This window comes from Ideonella sp., assembly GCF_041914305.1.
GTDB lineage: Bacteria > Pseudomonadota > Gammaproteobacteria > Burkholderiales > Burkholderiaceae_C > Ideonella.
In genome coordinates this window covers 115,931-132,306 of record NZ_JAYSDQ010000016.1, presented here as the reverse complement: position 1 = coordinate 132,306, position 16,376 = coordinate 115,931, and the positions used below count along the sequence as shown (strand labels likewise).

At 72.6% G+C, this 16,376-nt stretch carries 9 protein-coding genes; all 9 read right to left on the bottom strand.

Translation table 11 applies throughout. From position 1 onward, the window contains the following. Positions 1-16: 16 nt before the first annotated feature. The 9 genes from ACE3SG_RS20610 to vgrG are packed head-to-tail and all read right to left on the bottom strand — an operon-like array spanning position 17 to position 16,375. A complete protein-coding gene (locus tag ACE3SG_RS20610; RefSeq protein ID WP_374568075.1) occupies positions 17-2,710 on the bottom strand; it encodes a putative Ig domain-containing protein in 2,694 nt (897 codons plus the stop codon). After that, on the bottom strand, positions 2,707-4,047 hold the full coding sequence (locus ACE3SG_RS20605; RefSeq protein ID WP_374568074.1) for an ATP-binding protein: 1,341 nt from the start codon (positions 4,045-4,047) through the stop codon (positions 2,707-2,709). The genes ACE3SG_RS20610 and ACE3SG_RS20605 overlap by 4 nt, the downstream gene beginning before the upstream one ends. Further along, positions 4,031-6,523, bottom strand: coding sequence for a contractile injection system tape measure protein (locus ACE3SG_RS20600; protein WP_374568073.1), 2,493 nt, complete (start codon positions 6,521-6,523; stop codon positions 4,031-4,033). Before ACE3SG_RS20600 ends, ACE3SG_RS20605 begins: the two co-directional genes overlap by 17 nt. 49 nt (positions 6,524-6,572) lie before the next feature. Continuing rightward, complete coding sequence (locus tag ACE3SG_RS20595; protein ID WP_374568072.1) at positions 6,573-9,053, bottom strand: hypothetical protein; 2,481 nt, start codon at positions 9,051-9,053, stop codon at positions 6,573-6,575. Continuing rightward, a complete protein-coding gene (locus ACE3SG_RS20590; protein ID WP_374568071.1) occupies positions 9,050-9,862 on the bottom strand; it encodes a hypothetical protein in 813 nt (270 codons plus the stop codon). The genes ACE3SG_RS20595 and ACE3SG_RS20590 overlap by 4 nt, the downstream gene beginning before the upstream one ends. A 37-nt stretch (positions 9,863-9,899) precedes the next feature. Further along, positions 9,900-13,826 carry a hypothetical protein gene (locus tag ACE3SG_RS20585; RefSeq protein ID WP_374568070.1) on the bottom strand — a complete coding sequence of 1,309 codons (3,927 nt, stop codon included), beginning with the start codon at positions 13,824-13,826 and terminating at the stop codon, positions 9,900-9,902. An 18-nt stretch (positions 13,827-13,844) separates the two neighbouring features. After that, entirely contained in the window at positions 13,845-14,252 is a 408-nt protein-coding gene (locus tag ACE3SG_RS20580; protein WP_374568069.1) for a GPW/gp25 family protein, read from the bottom strand. 1 nt (position 14,253) lies between these two features. Next, positions 14,254-14,553 (bottom strand): PAAR domain-containing protein, encoded by a 300-nt coding sequence (locus tag ACE3SG_RS20575; protein ID WP_374568068.1) that lies wholly within the window; start codon positions 14,551-14,553, stop codon positions 14,254-14,256. Positions 14,554-14,587: 34 nt separating this feature from the next. Further along, complete coding sequence (gene vgrG / locus ACE3SG_RS20570) at positions 14,588-16,375, bottom strand: type VI secretion system tip protein VgrG (RefSeq protein WP_374568067.1); 1,788 nt, start codon at positions 16,373-16,375, stop codon at positions 14,588-14,590. Between the last annotated feature and the right edge of the window lies 1 nt (position 16,376).

Below are 16,376 nucleotides of genomic sequence, written 5' to 3'. Positions count from 1 at the left end.
GGGCCTGTGCATCGCCTCATGGCTTGTCCTCTTTGCGTTTGAACAGCGCCCACAGCGCGGCGATCAGCGGGATCACGATCAGGGCCACCAGCTGCGCATTGCCTTTTCGCAGCGACTCGAGCGCCGGGTCGCACTGCAGCAGCGCTGCGCCGACGAACAAGGGCGGCAGGGCGCCGAGCAGCGCATAGCGGCCGTAGAGGGCTCGCCATTCGCAGTTCCACTGCAGCAGCAGCCAGCACACCGCGCCGAGCAGCAGGAACAGCTCGAACGCGAGCCGGAAGAGCCAGCGATTCGGGCAGACCACGCTGCACAGCGCCTCGCTGACGCCCGAGCCCGTGGGCGGGTCGAAGGTGTTGCGCAGCGCTTTTTGCTGCTCGGTGTCGAACTGCTGGCCCATCAGGGGCGCGGGCCAGAAGCCGATGCCGCCGAAGTTGTCCTGCACGTAGACCAGGTCGTCGCGGTACTGCTCGGGCGACGCCTGCGGCAGCATCAGCAGCGGCACCACGCTGCGCAGGAAGATGCGGCGGTCGCCGCCGAACAGGCCGGGGCTGGCCTCGATGGTGGCGCGCAGCCTTTTCTTGCTCTGCGTCGTGGGCTCGGTCAGCAGCACCAGAAAGCGCAGCTCGGCGTTGCTGTTGCGCTTGTAGTCGCCATTGGTCTCGACGATGCGGCCCTCGGCCATGTCGGGGACCTCGACCGCCTTGAGCAGCTCGAACAGCCGGCCCACGTCGAACGGGCCGGTCTTGTCAGCGATCTGCTGGTCGGTCATCACGAGGTTGATCGCGTAGTGGCGCTCGGGGCTTTCGGCCAGTGCCTGGGCCAGGCCCTTGACGAAGCGGGGGTAGAAGTCGGCGAAGCGGGCCGCCAGCTCGGGCTCGCTCTTCGCGTCGGGCAGGCGATCGAAGAACACGGTGAAGCCGTTGCCCATGCGCTGGACCTGGCCGAAGCCCGGCAGCCAGGCCTTGGCCCTCGAGGCCAGGCCGGGCAGCGGCGTGTCCACCAGCTCGTGCGCGCGGCGCGGCACCTCGGAGGTGAAGTGCTCGATCAGCGCGTCGCGCGCGGTGGTGGGCTCGGTCGCGAGAAACCGCCAGTCGGCGCTGTAGATGCCGAAGTCGACGCGCGTTTCGTGGGCCAGCGCGGTGCGGATGAATTTGGTCTGGTCCTCGTTCCAGTTCGCCACCTTGTCGACCGCCTGATCATCACCCAGCGGCAGCGCGAAGTAGCTGATGCGGTTGACCAGGCTGAAGTCGATCGTCTGCGGCTGCTTGCCGCCGGCCAGCCAGGCGGGGTAGACGGCGTACAGCGGTTGCTGCGGGCGCGGGGTGGCGCAGTTGCACGATGCGGTGGCTTTCCACGGCAAGACCTGGGTCGGCTCCAGAGCGCGGTCGCGGCCGGCCGCCTCGACCAGCCAGGCGCGCAGGCCGGGCGGCATCAGCCAGGCGGGCAGCTTGCGCCACGACACCGGCTGGGCCATGCCGGCCGCCGCGGCACCGGACGCTGCCGATGCGGGTGGGGCGGGTGGTGCGAGGGCCTTGGCGGTGTCTTTGGCCGAGCTGGGCTCTTCAGGGCTCGGGCACACGGCCGCGAACTCGGCCTGGCTCGGCGGCTGTTGCTTCAGGCGCTGCGCCTCGTGCACGATCAATTGCCAGGCCTGCGCGCAGACCTGCGCGTCGACCGCGGCTTCGAACTGCGACTGTGTCGGGTACTCGACCAGGAACACCGGTTTCAGCAGGGCTTCGAGCTGGGTCTGCTGGGCATCGCTCCAGACCAGCGTGGCCGGCGGCGGCGGGGTTGGGGCCGACGCGGCCGCGGCGGGCTCGGGCGCCGCTTCGGGCGGGGCGGCGGGGTCGGGGGGCAGCGTCTCGATGGGGGGCTCGGCCGACTTGATCGCGGTCTTCAGGGCGTCGAGCTGCGCCGTCTCCAGCTGGTAGACGTGGGCCGTCGGCGCCGCGTGGGCCGGCGGGCCGGCGTGGCTCAGGTCGAGCTGGCTGAGTTGTGCGGCCGATGCCGCCGAGGCGGGCTTGGCGGCGGGCTTGGCCGTGGCCTTGGCGGGGTCGGTGACGCGCAGGCTGTAGGTCTGGCTGGCCACGTCGCCGGCGGCGTCGACCACCCGCACGCGGAAGCGGCTGCCGCCGGCCTGCTCGGGCGTGCCCAGCAACTGGCCTTGAACGGTCAGCGCCAGGCCGCCGGGCAGGTTGCCTTGCAGCAGGTCGAAGCGGTAGGGCGGCAGGCCACCTTCGGCGCGGATGGGGCGCGCATAGGGCCGTCCGACACTCGCGTTAGGCAGCGTGACTGGGTCGCGCTCCAGTGTCAGCGGGCCGCAGCGGTCGGGGTCTTTGATGTCGGGGATGCACAGCCCGCCCGACGGCAACCACACGGCGGGTGAACTGGCGGCGGGCTTGACCGGCGAGGTCTGCGCGGTGGTTGCGCTGGCGGCGGCCGAAGCCGGCGCGGCGGCCGTGGCTGCGGGCGCCGAAGCCACCGCGGCCACCGTCGATGCGGCGGCGGATGGTGCGGGTGCGGTCGCCGCAGGCGCAGAGGCGGGTGCCGACGATGAGGCCGCGGCCGACGCGGCGGGCGCAGGCGCCGAGGCCGCAGCCGCCCAGCCTTCGCCGGCCCCGAGCAAGAAGCCCCAGCCAACCGCCAGGCCGGCGGCCAGCAGGCCCCACGCCCAGCGCCGGGGAGCATGGCGGGACAGGCGGGCCGTCACAGCGTCCTCCCTTCTTTGCGCAGCTCTTTGGCCAGCCCGGCGCGCAGCTCGGCCAGACCGACCAGGCTGCGGCCGTCGCGCAGCACCGTGAGCGCGGCATGGCGGATGACGTTGGCGATGGCGCCGCCCGAGACCTCGTAGCGCTGGGCGAGCAGCGCGATCTCGACCTCGGCGGCCATGTGCTCGGGCGGCAGCATGCTGCGCCACAGGCGCGTGCGCTGCTCGGCGTCGGGCATCGGAAAGTAGACCATCGACTGGAAGCGGCGCGAGAACGCGTCGTCGAGGTTGCTGCGCAGGTTGCTGGCCAGGATGACGACGCCGGGAAAGTCTTCCACCCGTTGCAGCAGGTAGGCGATCTCCTGGTTCGCGTGGTGATCGTTGGCGGTGGTGGCCGCGCCGCGTTTGCCGAACAGCGCATCGGCCTCGTCGAAGAACAGGATCCAGCGCCGCGTCTCGGCCTGGTCGAACACGCGGGCCAGGTTCTTCTCGGTTTCGCCGATGTACTTGGACACCACCATCGACAGGTCGATGCGGTAGACATCGGCCTTCGCGGCCTGGCCGATCAGGGTGGCGGTGAGCGTCTTGCCGGTGCCCGGCGGCCCGTGGAAGAGCGCGCGGTAGCCGGGCTTCAGGCTGCGCGACAGGCCCCAGTCGTGCATCAGCTGCGGGCCGAGCTGGGTCCAGGCGCAGATCTGCTGCACCTCGTCCATCACCTCGGGCGCGAGCACCAGGTCGTCCCAGCCCAGCTCGGTGCGGATCAGCTTGGCCGGGAACTGGGCGCTGTAGTCGGGCTTGTCGGCGTGGCCGGTGCTCAGGCGTTGCAGCGCCTCGTTGCTCAGCAGCAGCGCGCCGGCCAGCCGGGGCTCGCTGGCCGGCGGGGTTTCGAGCCGCAGCCCGCGCAGCGCCAGCGGGTGTTGGGGGTCGAAGCAGTCGAGCAGGCCGATGCGCCAGGCCAGGCTCTCGCCCGCGACCAGGAACGCCGCCGTCTCGCCGGTGGGCAGGAAGCCGCCATGGGCCTGCGACTTGATGCCGCCGAATTCGGTGAAGCCGCGGTCGAGGTTCTGGTTGCGCATGAACAGCAGGTCGAGCGCCGAGGGGCGCAGGTGGGGCACCAGCGCCAGCGCGAGCAGCAGCCGCTCGGGCACGCCGAGCGCCATCTCGCCGACCCAGTGCGCGAGCTCGCTCGCGGCCGGCAAGTCGGGTGGCGGCGGCGCGGCCTCCAGGCCGGTGGGCAGTTGCTGGAAGTGCTGCTCCAGGCGCACGTTCAAGACCTTCGCCAGCCAATCCAGCTCCAGGTCCAGGGCGTGCGTGTGCGGGCTGTCAGCGCCATTCCACATGAAGCACTCCTTGCATCCAGGGCAGGCGAATCGTCTGGAAGCTCCAGGGCAGGCGGTCCAGCAGCACGTCGAAACCGCGCGTCTGCACGCGCAGGTGCCAGCGCATCGGCTCGCCGGCCGGCGTCTTGTCGCGCTGCAGGCGGCCTTCGCGTTGCAGAAAGGTCTCGCGCAGGCCGGCCACCGAGGTGTGGCCCAGCGCTTTCCAGTGGGCGATCACGGCCTGCAGCAGTTGCTCCAGCAGGCTCACGGTGTCGGGCGGCAAGGGCGGCACCTCGGGCAGCAGCTCGGCCGGCGGCACGCCGCACAGCAGCCGCGACAACACGGTCTGCGCCTCGTCCACCGGGCCGGCGCCGTGGCACAGCGTCTGCAGGCATTGCACCGCGTGGGCCTGGGCTGTGGTGTCGATGAACTGGCCTTGCTGCAGCAGCCCCTGCTGCTTGAACAGCCGCTCGGCATAGGCGGCCAGCAGCACCTGCCCGGCATCGCCGACCCAGATCGGCTCGTGGGCCGGGGCGGTGGGCGCCGCAGGCTTGACCGATGCGACCGGTTCTTGCGCCTGGTAGTGGCTGCGCAGCGAGGCCTGGTCGGGCGACAGGCCACGCACGAACAGGTAGCGGCACAGGCGGCGCCAGTGTTCCTGCACCAGCGCCACCGGCTCGCGCAGCATGCTGCCCAGCCATTGCTGCAGCCGGCCGGCGCGTTGCTGCAGCGCTTGCGCGGCGGGGCCGAACTGGGCCCGCAGCATCTGCCAGCGGCGCGATTCGTCGAACAGCTTCAGCCAGCGCTCGCAGGCGCTGTCGGTTTCGAGCAGCCGCGCCAGGCGCAGACGCTGAGGCCAGGCCCAGCGGCCTTCGCGGCACTGGCGCTCCAGGCCGCGCAAGGCCTGGTCGAGGCCCGACGTCGGCGTCGCTTGGCGCACCGGCGGCGGGCGATCGTGATCGAAGTCAGGGTCCCTGTCACGATGGGGTTCGGGTGGGCGTGCACGCTCGCGGGGCGGGGGCGGGTCGGCGGGCTCACGGTCCGGGCCGTGGCGCGCGGGCCGCGCGAGCTGCGCCTGGGCTGCGTCTTCGTCGTCGCCCAGCCACTGGGCCCAGGCCCGCTGCCACAGGGCCTGCCAGGCGCTGTGGCTGTCGGGCAGGCGTTGGCCCTCGGTCAGGCGCTGCAGGCAGGCTTCCATCAGCAGGGCTTGCAGCCGGCCCAGGCCGGGCCGCCGGTCGGCCGGGGCTTCGCGCTGCAGGCGCAGCGCGGTCTGGCGCAGCGAATCGTTCCATTGCGCGGTGCCGGGGCCCGCGCCGCCGGTGCCGGCCCGGCCGGTGGGGCCCATGGCCGCCAGCAGGGTGCCGAGGTTGTCGGGCGCCAGGCATTGCGACCATTGCCGGCGCTGCCGGCGCTCGCCGGCCCATTGCAGCAGGCGGCTGCGCAAGGCCGAGGGGTGCGCGGCGGCCAGGCGGCTGAGCAGCGTGGCCACGCGGGCGCTGTGGCTGGCGCTGTGCCGGCGCGGGCGCGAGAGCGCTTCGCGCAGCTGTTGCAGCCCGGCCTCCCAGGTGCGGGTGGGCTGGTCGGCGCTCAGCGTTTCGGCGCCCGGCGCGGCCTGGGCTTGCAGCGAGGGGCTGGCGGTCAGCTCGCGCAGCAGCGCGCTGGCCGGCGTTGATGTGGTCGATGGTGTCGTCGATGGTGTTGGCGCGCCGGCCAGCAGCGCCACCCAGCCCGGGCCGATGTGCTGGGCCAGGGCCTGGCGCAGCGCCTGCAGCAGCTGCAGCCGCCGGCCGGTGCCCAGCGCGCTGCCGCGGGCGCCCCACAGCGCGCGCAAGGCGGCGGTGTGCAGCGCCTGCTGCAGCTGCTCGCGCTGGTAGGCGCTGAGCCGGCCGCGGGCCTGCAGCGGGGCCAGGCAGCTGTCGTCCAAGCCCTGCAACGCCTGTGCGAGCGGCGCGTCGCGCTGGGCCAGCAGGGCCTGCAGGCCGTGATGCGGGCTGATGCGTGCCAGCCGCGCCAGCATGCGCTCGCGCTCGGGGTGGTTCTGCAAGGTGGCCCACAGCCGCGGGCCGTGGGCGCGGGCCAGTTGCGCCAGCCAGTTGGCCACCGCATGCCGGCCGGGCAGCGACAGGCCCCAGGGCAGGTGGCCATGGAGCAGGTAGAACACGAACTGGTCGATTGCATGCCCCTGCGCCGAGGGCCGGCGCGGCGCGGTCGTGCGCTGGTCGGCGCGCAGCAGCGCCAGGTCCAGCGCCTCGTCGAGCCGCGCGGCCCACTGGTGCTCGCCCTGGTGGCGCGACAGGTGGCCGAGGTCCAGCTCCAGCCGGTCGATCCGCCAGACCTGGCCGGCGTGGTCGTGCCGGTCGAAGCGGGCTTCGATGCGGCGCAGCCCCTCGGTCTTCAGAAAACGCGCCAGGCGCTCTTGCATCGGGTTGCCGCGCACGGCGGCGCGCGGCGAGCGGTACTGCAGCTCCCAGCGCAGGGTTTCGACGAGGTGCGTCATGGCGCAGCCTCCGCCCCGCGGGCTGCGGCATTCGGCCTGGCCTGGCGGCTCATGAGCTCACCTCTTGCAGCAGCGCGCGCAGGCGGGCTGATCGCTGATCGAGGGCGGTTGCCGAGGCGTTCTCTTGCGCAGGATCTTGGCCGGCAAGCCAGGCGGCGCAGTGGGCTTGCCGGGCCGTGAGCCAGGCGTTCCAGGCGACCTCGAAGGCCTGCATCTGGCCGGCGTCCAGCCACAGCAGGCGGCAGCGCAGGTGGGCCGGGGCTTCGCGCGCCAGGGCCTGCGCGGCGAGGCTGCGAAAGCGCGGGTCGGCGCCGCGGGCGGTCCAGCCGCTGGCCACCAGGCTGATCTGCGCGGTGCTCGCACTGTCGTTGTGGGATGCCTCGGCCGCCAACGGGCGCAGCAGCAGGTGCTCGACCAGGTGCAGCCCTTCGCCGGCGGCCTGCAATTGGCAGGCGGCTTCGTGCAGCGCCCGCGCCAGGTCCTGCGCCTGCGCGGCGGCGGCGCCGTGGGCCAGCAGCCAGTGGCGCCCCTGGTCGTCGGGGCCCAGCCACAGCTGGCCGCCGGCCGTGGTCGACCACTGGAACAGGTCGGGCCGCACCGCGGCGCGCAGCAAAGGGGCGGGCATGGCGTCGCGCAGCACCGGCATGTCGCGGCGCAGCCGGGCCCAGTCGGTGCTGCGGCGCCGGGCGGCGGGGTTGAGCATCGGTTGCGCGTCGGCCGGGGCTCGCAGTACGAAGCGCGCGCTTTCGGCGTCGCCCTGGGGGGCCGGCCACTCGGCAGGCGTGGGCAGGTTCTGCGCCTGCCAGCTGCCGCTCAGCCAGCGGCTGTGGGTTTGGGCCAGGCCCAGCATCAGGCCCAGGCGCTCTTGCAGCGGCGGTGTGTTGTCGGCCTGGCCCAGCAGCGGCTGGCTGAGATCGGCGCCGGTGCCGCGCTGGCGGCCCAGGCGTATCAGCCGGCGGGCGAACTGGCGCTTCAGGCGCAGCAGGTGCACCGGCCAGGCCTGCGGCGTGTAGTAGCAGGGCAGCGACTGCAGGCCGGCATGGTCGAGCGACTCGCCGTGCAGCGCCAGTTGGTAGTCGAGCGCGCGGTGGCGGCGCGAGAGCTGGTCTTCGTCGATCCACGGGGCTTCTTCGAGCCGCTCGCGCGGTGCGTGGTACAGCGCCTCGATGCCGGGCAGCTGGCGGTTGCCGGGCAGGCTGGTCCAGCAGCTGCGCGTGCTGTCCTGGTCGAGCGCGTACAGGTGCGGCAACTGCTCGCGCTGCACCTGCACCTGGTTCAGCCCTTGTTCCAGCAGGCCCAGGTAGCCATGCCACTGCGCGGCGAGCCCGGGTTGATGGCGGGCGTGGTCGCGCAGGGCCTGCCGGTACAGCGGCGGCAGCGCGGCACTGGCGGCCAGGTGGTCGCGGCGCAGCGCCGGCAGCGCGGGCAGTGGCTCGGCCGGCGCCGCGGCCGGCTGCAGCATGGTGGACGACGAGGGCAGCCGCAGCGGCAGCCGGCGCCGGTCGGACAGCGTTTGCAGCAGCGCCTGCACGGGCACCTGCACCGGGCCGCCTTCGCGCGCCAGCCGCCAGCGGCGCAGCTGGTCTTCGTGGTCGGGCCAGCGCAGGCGCAGCGCCCAGTCGCGCCCGCGGCGGCGCACCGAGCCGGGTGGGGTGGGCACGTCGTCCAGCGGGTCGGCGGGCTCGTCGGGCGCCAGGTGCAGGCGCAGCGTGTCGATCGCCGCCAGGCCCGGCATGTCCTGCAGGTAACGGGCCAGGTCACTGACGAACAGGTAGTCGGGATCCTGCGCCAGCCACAGCGCCTCGGCCGGCGTGAGGGCGCGGCCCAGCGGCCCTTCGACATCGGGGCTCGCGCCGGCGTGCGGGGGCAGGCCTTCGGGCAGGCGGGCCGAGATGCAGTCGTCGCAGCGCTGCAGCAGCTCGGCCAGCAGCTCGCACACGTCGCGGTGGCCTTCGAGCAGCAGCGAGATCTCGAGCTCGACCCAGCGCGGCCGCAGCACCTGGGGCGGGCCGTCCAGGTCTTCGCCGAGGTTGCGCTGCGGCCAGTAGGCCTGCAGCGCCGCGCGGCGCATCGCCTGCCGGTCGTCGGCCGCGTCGGACCGACCTTGCAGCGTCATGCGCCACAGGCCGGTGGCGCGGCCACGCGCGTCGCGCTGGGCCTGCATGTGCAGCTGGCGAGCATGCGGCAGTTGCTGCAGCAGCCAGCTTTGCCAGTCGTCGCTGGTGAGCGGGTGGCAGGGCAGCAGTGCCTGCGGCGTGTGCAGCCCGAAGCGGGCCCAGGCGGCGGCGCTGGACTGTGGTTCCAGGCCGAGCAGCTGAGCCACCGGCTGGCGGGCGGCGAACAGGTCTTCGGTCAGCGCGAAGCACAGCGCTTCGAGCAGGCTGACACCGGGGTCGTGCAGGTTGTAGTCGGTCCACAGCTCGCCGCTGGCCAGCTGCGCGGCGGTGACCGCCTGCAGCCGCAGCGCGTCGAAGCCCAGCGGGTCGGGGTCTTGCGCGCGGTGGCGGGCGATGCTGGCGATCGGCTTCATGTCGATGCCTTCGGTGCCTGCGCGCCGGCCGGCTTGGGCGGTTGGCCCAGGGCCATGTGCGGGTCGAACCAGAGCTGGCAGACGTGGGCCTGGATGCGCACGCCCTCGCCGAAATTGCAGCCGGTGCGGATCTGCAGCCGGTAGACGGCCTTGCGGCCGTGGCTGCCTTCCCAGCGCAGGTGCAGCTTGTCGCAGCGCCGGCCCCACCAGCTTTGCGTCTGGCGGATGCCGCGCCGCGCATGCCACCAGCGCCACAGGCCACCGCCCGGGTTGTAGGCCGACAAGGCGGTGGCGTGCACCAGGCCGAAATGGCCGGTGCCCGGCTGGCCCGCGCCGGCGACGACCTCGAAGGCCTGGCAACCTTCGAGGTCGCCGGTCAGGTCTTGCCACTCGCCGTTGGCCAGCACCGGCTTGGGCGGCGGCAGCAGGCCGCGCCGGCCCTGGCTGCTGACGGTGCCGCGCACGTCGAGCATGGTCTGCGGCGTGGTGGTGCCGATGCCCACGCGCTGTTCCTTGTCCAGGCTCAGCAGCGGCTGGGTGCTGTTCTGTGGCTGGAACTGCAGCTGGTCTTGCTGCGGGCCCAGGCTGACCCGCCACAGCGCCTGCTGCGGGGCCTGGTCGCGGTAGAAGCTCAGCAGGTTGTGGTGCCCGACCGGGGCATACAGCTCATGGCCGTTGGCCACCGTCTTGCGAAAGCCCTCGTCGACCATGTTGAGCATCGAGTCGATGAGGTCGCCGAAATGCGCCTGCGTCGGCAACTGGCCGTCGCCGAAATAGTTCTTCAGTGTTTCGCGGTTGCGCCAGGTCATGGCTGCACCCCGCAATCGATGGGTGAGCGGGCGGTGCTCATGCCGCCTCCTGCCCGACGATGAAGCTGCTGCCGACGGTCAGCTTGCTCAGGCCGCTGGGCTGGGCCATCGGCGAAGGCGGGTCGACCAGCTCGAGCAGGTGGCCGCGCGTGGGCAGCGCCAGGCTCCAGGCCTGGGCCGGGCGCACCACGCGGTCGCCGCGGGCGGTGTCCGACAGGCGGTACACCGCCTGGTCGCTGATCACGATGTGCAGCAGCGAGGCCTGGCCGATCGCATCGACCCCCGGCTGGGCCCGCAGGAATGCCTCGACGTCGTCGGCGCGCAGTTGCCAGTCGAACTGGGTGGTGATGCCGCCGGGGCGCCACGGCGAGAGGTAGTCGCGCAGGCTCTGGTTGAGCTCGCGCAGCCGCTCGCCCGCGGGCTCGCCGCGCGCCAGCCGCAGCGTGCAGCGCACCTGGATGCGCTCGTAGCTGGCGTTGCGCACCAGCAGCGGCTGGTGCGGCGGCATGCGGTCGGTGAGGTACTGGGCGATGCGCTGCAGCGTCGAGGCGTCCAGCCGCGGCGCCTCGGTGCCGTCGATCTCGTAGCCGGCCGGCAGCGCGGGCACCACGACGACCAGCACCGGCTCGTCGGGGCCGGTGTCGCTGCGCGGGATGCACTTGAGCTTGAAGACCTCGGGAAACGCCTGCAGCACCAGGCGCTCGCAGTCCCACGGGCTGAGGGCCCGGGCGCGGTGGCGCAGGCGCTCGGCCACGCGGGTGGCCCAGGCGGGCGTGGTCTCTTGCGGCTGCAGGTCGAACGAGGGCCAGGGTTGGCGCACGGCCGCCAGGCCCGGCGTGGCCTCCAGCGCGGCGCGGATGCGCCCGGGTGGCAGGGCTTCGTCGGGGCATTCGCCGAGCCGGCGCGCGCTCAGGCCGTTGGTCCACACGCCGATCAGGCCGGCCAGCAGGTCGAGATTGCCGTGGCCGGACAGGCGCAGCCAGAAACAGTCGCCCGGCAAGGTGGTGCAGCCGCGGGTCAGGCCGAGGGGCAGGTCGAGCACCACCAGGCCCGAGCGCAGCAGGCCTTCGGTGGTGTCGAGCAACACGCGGTGCGGCTCCAGCGCGCGCCAGTCGTCGCCGCGCCAGGCATGCCACTGCAGGCGCGGGGTGGGGCGGCCGAGCGCTTCTTGCGCGGCCTCGCTGCGCAGGCGGAACAGCAGGCTCAAGGCGCCCTCGGCGGCCGGGCCGTCCAGGCCGATGTAGAGCTGGCCCGCGCCGTGCCAGCGCTGCACCACGTAGACCGGGCAGGTCTGCGGCAGGCGCCGCAGCGGCTGCAGGCCGAAGGGCGTGATGTGCAGCAGCTCGCCCTGGCGGGCCTGCGCGGCGTCGAGCCGCGGTGTCAGGCGCTGGCGCGAGAGGTAGTCGACCGTCATCGATTCGAGCAGCGGCGTGTAGGGCGCCTGCGGCAGCGGCCGGCCCTTGGCGGGCTTGAGCCGGCTGTTGTGGGTCAGCGTCTCGGCCATCAGGCGGGGGTAGAGCGCGTGGCCGAAGGCATCGGGCGGGCCGGCCAGCTGCAGGCGGAAGAACCCCTGGCGGCTGCCCAGGCCGAACTCGGGCGCCTGCGCGATGCCGCCCGGCGCCGGCGGCAGCGACACCGGGTGGTGCAGGCGCAGCAGCTCGGCGCCGCTCACGTCGATCTGCTGCGCGGCCTCGCCGCGGCGGCCGAACAGCGGCAGCGCGGGGCCGTTGGCTTCTTCCCAGCGGCCATCGGACAGCAGCGACAGCTGCACGACGAAATCGTCTTCGGCCCAGTGGTGGCCGGGGTAGTCGGCGTAGTGGTCGGCCAGGCCGCGTGGCGGCAGGCCGCTCCAGTGCAGGTTGAGCTTCAGTCGCTCCAGCGGCTTGCTGGCCAGCTCGGCATGGGTGAAGACGAGGTAGGAGCCGCTGTCGGGCAAGGGGCCCAGCGGCATGAAGGGCTTGCTCGGGTCGAGCCGGCCCAACTGGTTGTGCACCTGCAGGCAGCGCGCACCCTGCACCTGCACCGTCAGTTCAGCGGCTTCGAGCCGCAGCTGCTGCAGCAGGCCGCTGACGAACAGGCGGCTGCGGTTGTGCACCCGCAGCTGCAGCACCGGCAGCGCGGGCCAGCCGGGGCCGTGCACCGCCTCGTGGGCCGCCACGATGGCCGGCAGATCGGCCGACAGCGCCAGGTTGATCGTGATGCCGCTGGCCTGGCCATCGGCGGCAGTGCCGGCGTCGGCCCGGCTGGCGAAGGCTTCGCCCAGGTCGAGCCAGCCGTCGGCCACCGACAGCAGCACCTCCCAAGCGCCGCGGAACACCCGGTCGAAGACCAGGCGGCGCTCCAGCGGTGCGCTGCCGAACAGCAGCGAGAGCGGGTCGTCGACATCGACGTGGCTGGTCTCGGGCCAGGCCTGGCGGGCGTGTTGGCGCAGCCGGTCGACGGCGGCCGGGGCCAGCTCGGGCCCGGTGGCGCACAGCCACACGGCCAGCAGGCGGCCCAGCCGCGGCGCCAGCGTCGACGGCTCGGTGCTTTCGAGGCAGCGCAGCAGCAGGTAGGCGAGCCAGGGGGTCTCACGCAGGCCGGGGCAATCGGCCAGTAGCGTGCGGATCAGCGCGGCGTGCGAGGCCGGCAGTGCCGCGCCCACGGGCTCGGGCTCGGCCAGGCCCTCGGCCTGCTCGTGCGCGGCCAGCTGCAGGTACCAGGCGTCGAGCATCTCGTCGGCATCCGACTCGGGCAACGCGACGCTCAGACCTTCGGGCACGGTGATCGCGAGCCGCACCTCGATCTCGCGCCGGCCTTCGCGCAGGTTGAGCAGCGGCGAGGCGATCGCCAGGCCTTGCCGGGCCGTGACGCTGCCCGCGCCGCCGCCCAGCAGCGGCACCGACGGCGCGCGTGGGTCGGCGGCCTGCTCGGTGGTCGGCACCACCAGCTGGCGGGCCCGGGCCTGGGTGGCCAGGCCGTACTCGCGTTCGGGCGAGATCTGCAGGTCGTATTCGTGCCGCAGGCTCAGCAATTGGCCCACGCGCAGCGGGCTCACGTAGAGCGCGTGCTCGGCGGCGAAGCTGCAGCTGCCCCTGTCGAGGTTGGCGACGAAGCGCCAGCCCGGCGGCAGCTGCACCGGCTTGAGGTGGCGCGGGTCGCGCTCGAGCACCAGGTGCACCCGGTCGGGCTGCGCGGGCAGCGGGCGAAAGCCCAGGCGCTCGGCGTAGTAGTGCAGCGTGAGCCGCGCGTCGAACTGGTTGAGCGTGTCGCGGGTGTGCTGTTGCAGCTGCGTCCAGGCCAGCAGCAGGCCTGTGCCGGGGTCGTGCAGGCCGGTGCGCAGGCTGGCACCCAGCTGCTGCGCGGCGAGCGCCTGCATCAGGCTCAGCAGCCGGCACAGCGCAAGCCACAACAGCCGCAGGCGGCGCAGCTGGTCCGCCGGGGCCTCGTCTTCACGCTGGCTGCCGGGTGGCGCCGGGAGCGGGGCGGGATCGAGCCCCCAGATCGGGTGCCAGCCTCGCCAATCTGCGGCCGGTGCGCCGCACGCGGTCAGCGCCGCCTGCAGCTGCGGGCCCAGCGATTCGTCCAGCGCTCGCGACAGGGGGCGGCGCAGCACATCGCGCAGCGCTTGTTCTTCGGCCGGCTTGTCGGTCTCGAGCAGAACATGCCAGCGGTCCACGCGCCGCGCCAGCTCGACGCAGGCGGCGAGCGCGCGCGCGGGCGTCAGCCAGGCGAACTGCTCGGCCTGCGCCTCCCATGCGTCCAGCGGCAGCGCCGCCAGCTCGGCCAGCAGCAGGCTCAGGTCGGCTTCGAGAGTCTGCCCCCAGTCGCCGGCATCGGAGCCCTGGGCATCGACGAAGCGCAGCTGGCGCGCCAGCAGCAGGGCCTGGCGCAGGCGTTGCGCCAGGCTCAGCTCGTCGGGCCGGAAGTAACCCGGGACGAGCGCGGGGCTGATCCGCTGGTCTTGCTGCGAGCCAGGGTGCATGCGGGTTCTCGGGCGTGTTCAGCCGGCTTGCACCGGGTGGCTCGCCTGGTCCAGGTAGAGCGGGTAGACCATGTTGTGGCGGGTGTTGGTGGTGCGGATGCGGTAGCGCACCAGCAGGTCCAGGCGGGCCAGGTCGTCGCCGGCGCGTTGCACGTCCAGCTGCTCCAGCTCGATGCGCGGCTCGAAATACATCACCGCCTTCTTGATCATGTCGGTGATCTCGGTGAAGGTCTGCTCGGTGGCCTCTTCGAACACCATCTGGTGCAGCCGGGTGCCGTAGGCGTGCTGCATCACCCGCTCGCCCACGCGGGTGCGAAACAGGATGCGCAGGCTTTCTTCGATGTCTTCGTCGTGCTCGACCATCACCACGCGTTGGCTGGCGTCGAAGCGCGGCGGAAAACTCCAGCCTCGGCCGAGGAAGCTCATCTCAGCCTCCAATGAGGACGGTCGGCAGGCCGAGCACGATGTTGCCGCCGTGGCCCGTGGGGTCGCCGATGCGCGCGGCCGGCTTCTTGCCGATCAGCACCGTGGCCGAGCCCTTGACGATCACGTCGGGCGGGCCGACGCAGACCGCGTTGTCGCCCACCACCGCGGCCGGGATCTTGCCGATCAGCACGGTGGGCACGCCGGGGCCGATCACCGGCCCGCCGACGTGCGGGATCGGTGGCAGGCCAGGTGTCTGCATCGGGCAGACGTGCATGTCGGTCAGGCGGGCGGCGGGGGGCATGGGGGCGTCCTCGGTGGGGGTGGCAAGGGGGCGGTCAATTGATCATCACCAGCGCACCCTTGACAGTGGTCTGCCCGGCGGCCGACAGCTCGGCCGTGGCCGAGCCCTTGCCGGTGAAGCCGACCTGGGCCTGCGCGGTGATGTTGAGCCCCTGGGCCTGGATGTCGGCCTGGCAGTCGAGCTTCATGCCGGTGGTGGCGGTGAGCGTGATGCCGCCCTGGGCGGTGAGCTTGATGTCCTTCGGGCTGTCCAGTGCGATGCCGGCGCTGGAGAGCTTCACGCTGTTGCCGTTCTGGTCTTTCAGCAGCACGCTCTTGTCCTTGTCGTCGAGCACCAGCGTGTTCTTGGACGGGGTCTCGATCGTGATGATCTTGTCTTTCTCGTTGAACTCGATGCGGTGCTTGCAGCGGGTCACGATCGCCTTGGTGTTGTTCTCGGCCTCCAGCGCGTAGGGCGGGGTGCGGCTGCTGCTGTACAGGCTGCCCAGGATCACCGGGTGGCCGGGGTCGTCGTTGAAGAAACCCAGCACCACCTCGTCGCCGACCTCGGGCACGAAGAAATGGCCGAAGCCGCTGGAGGCATGGGCCTGTGCCAGCCGGGCCCAGATGCCGGGCGTTTCGACCTGCAGGTAGGGCAGCTTGACCTGCACGCGCTGCTCGCCCTCGGGGTCTTCGTCGAGCTTCATCACGACGCCGATGTGCAGCCCGCGGATGCCCGGCACCAGGCCGGCGTTGGCCGGGGCCTGCACGTCGGGGCGCTCCATGTGCCAATCGGGCGGCAGGCCGAATTCGGCGTGGCACAGCCAGTTGCCATCGGTGATCTCGTGCTGCACCGCGCTCAGGTAGACGTCGCCGCTGAAGCGCTCGCCCACGCCCGCCACGGTCAGCAAGGTGCCGGGCAGGGCCTTGGCGCTGCCCTGGAAGCTGAGGTGGCCGCGCACGCGGGCCAGCGTGGCCTTGAGCTGCGCCGCCTTGGCCCAGGCGTCGAGCGTGTCCTTGGTCTGCGGGGCGCAGCTTTGCAGCGCCCGGGTGTCCGGCGAGGCCACGGCGGCCAGCGTGCTGCCGTCGAGGTTGCCCTGCGTGTTGCCGGCCAGCGGCGCGGCGCTCGCGCTTTGCAGCAGGCCTTGCTGGGCCGGGCTCCATGAATTGGCCTGCACCGCCTTCCACTGCTGGCGGGCGTCGATGTCGGCGGCAAAGTCGATCAGGTCGGCGCCCCAGGTCACGCTCAGCGCCGCGGCGGTGCTGAAATCGGGCGCCTTGACGCTGAGCTTGCCGTCGGCGCACTGCGCCACCAGGCCCATCGCGTCAGCGCGGGCGAGCATGAAGTCCCAGTCGGTGCTGTCGTGCTGCACCAGTTCCTTGTGGGTGACCGAGGTGCTCGTCACGTCGGCCGAGAGGCCTGCGCGGCCGATCAGTGATTCGATCACCGCGCTGTCGCTCTGGTCGACGTAGTGCGCGCTGCGCCGGCCCAGCGTCATCTTGCAGGCGGTGTGGCGGCACTCCACTTCGAGCCGGCTGTAGTTGTTGCCGCTGATCTTGAAACCGTGGCGCACCACGATGCCGCTGAACAGCTCGGCCTCGTCGTCGCCGTAGCCCGCCTTGACGACGATGACCGCGCCGGGCTTGAACAGGTTGCCGTCGCTCAAGGGCACCTTGCCCTTGGGCATGTCGCCATCGACGATCACGAAGCGGGCCCACGAGACGGTGTTGAGCGCGTGGCGCACGGTGACCGACACGAGCGGCAGCTCGGTCTGGTCGGCGCCATCGCAGCTGAGCGTGACGCGCAGTGCACCGTCGCTGCCGGTTTCGGGTGAGGCGGGCATC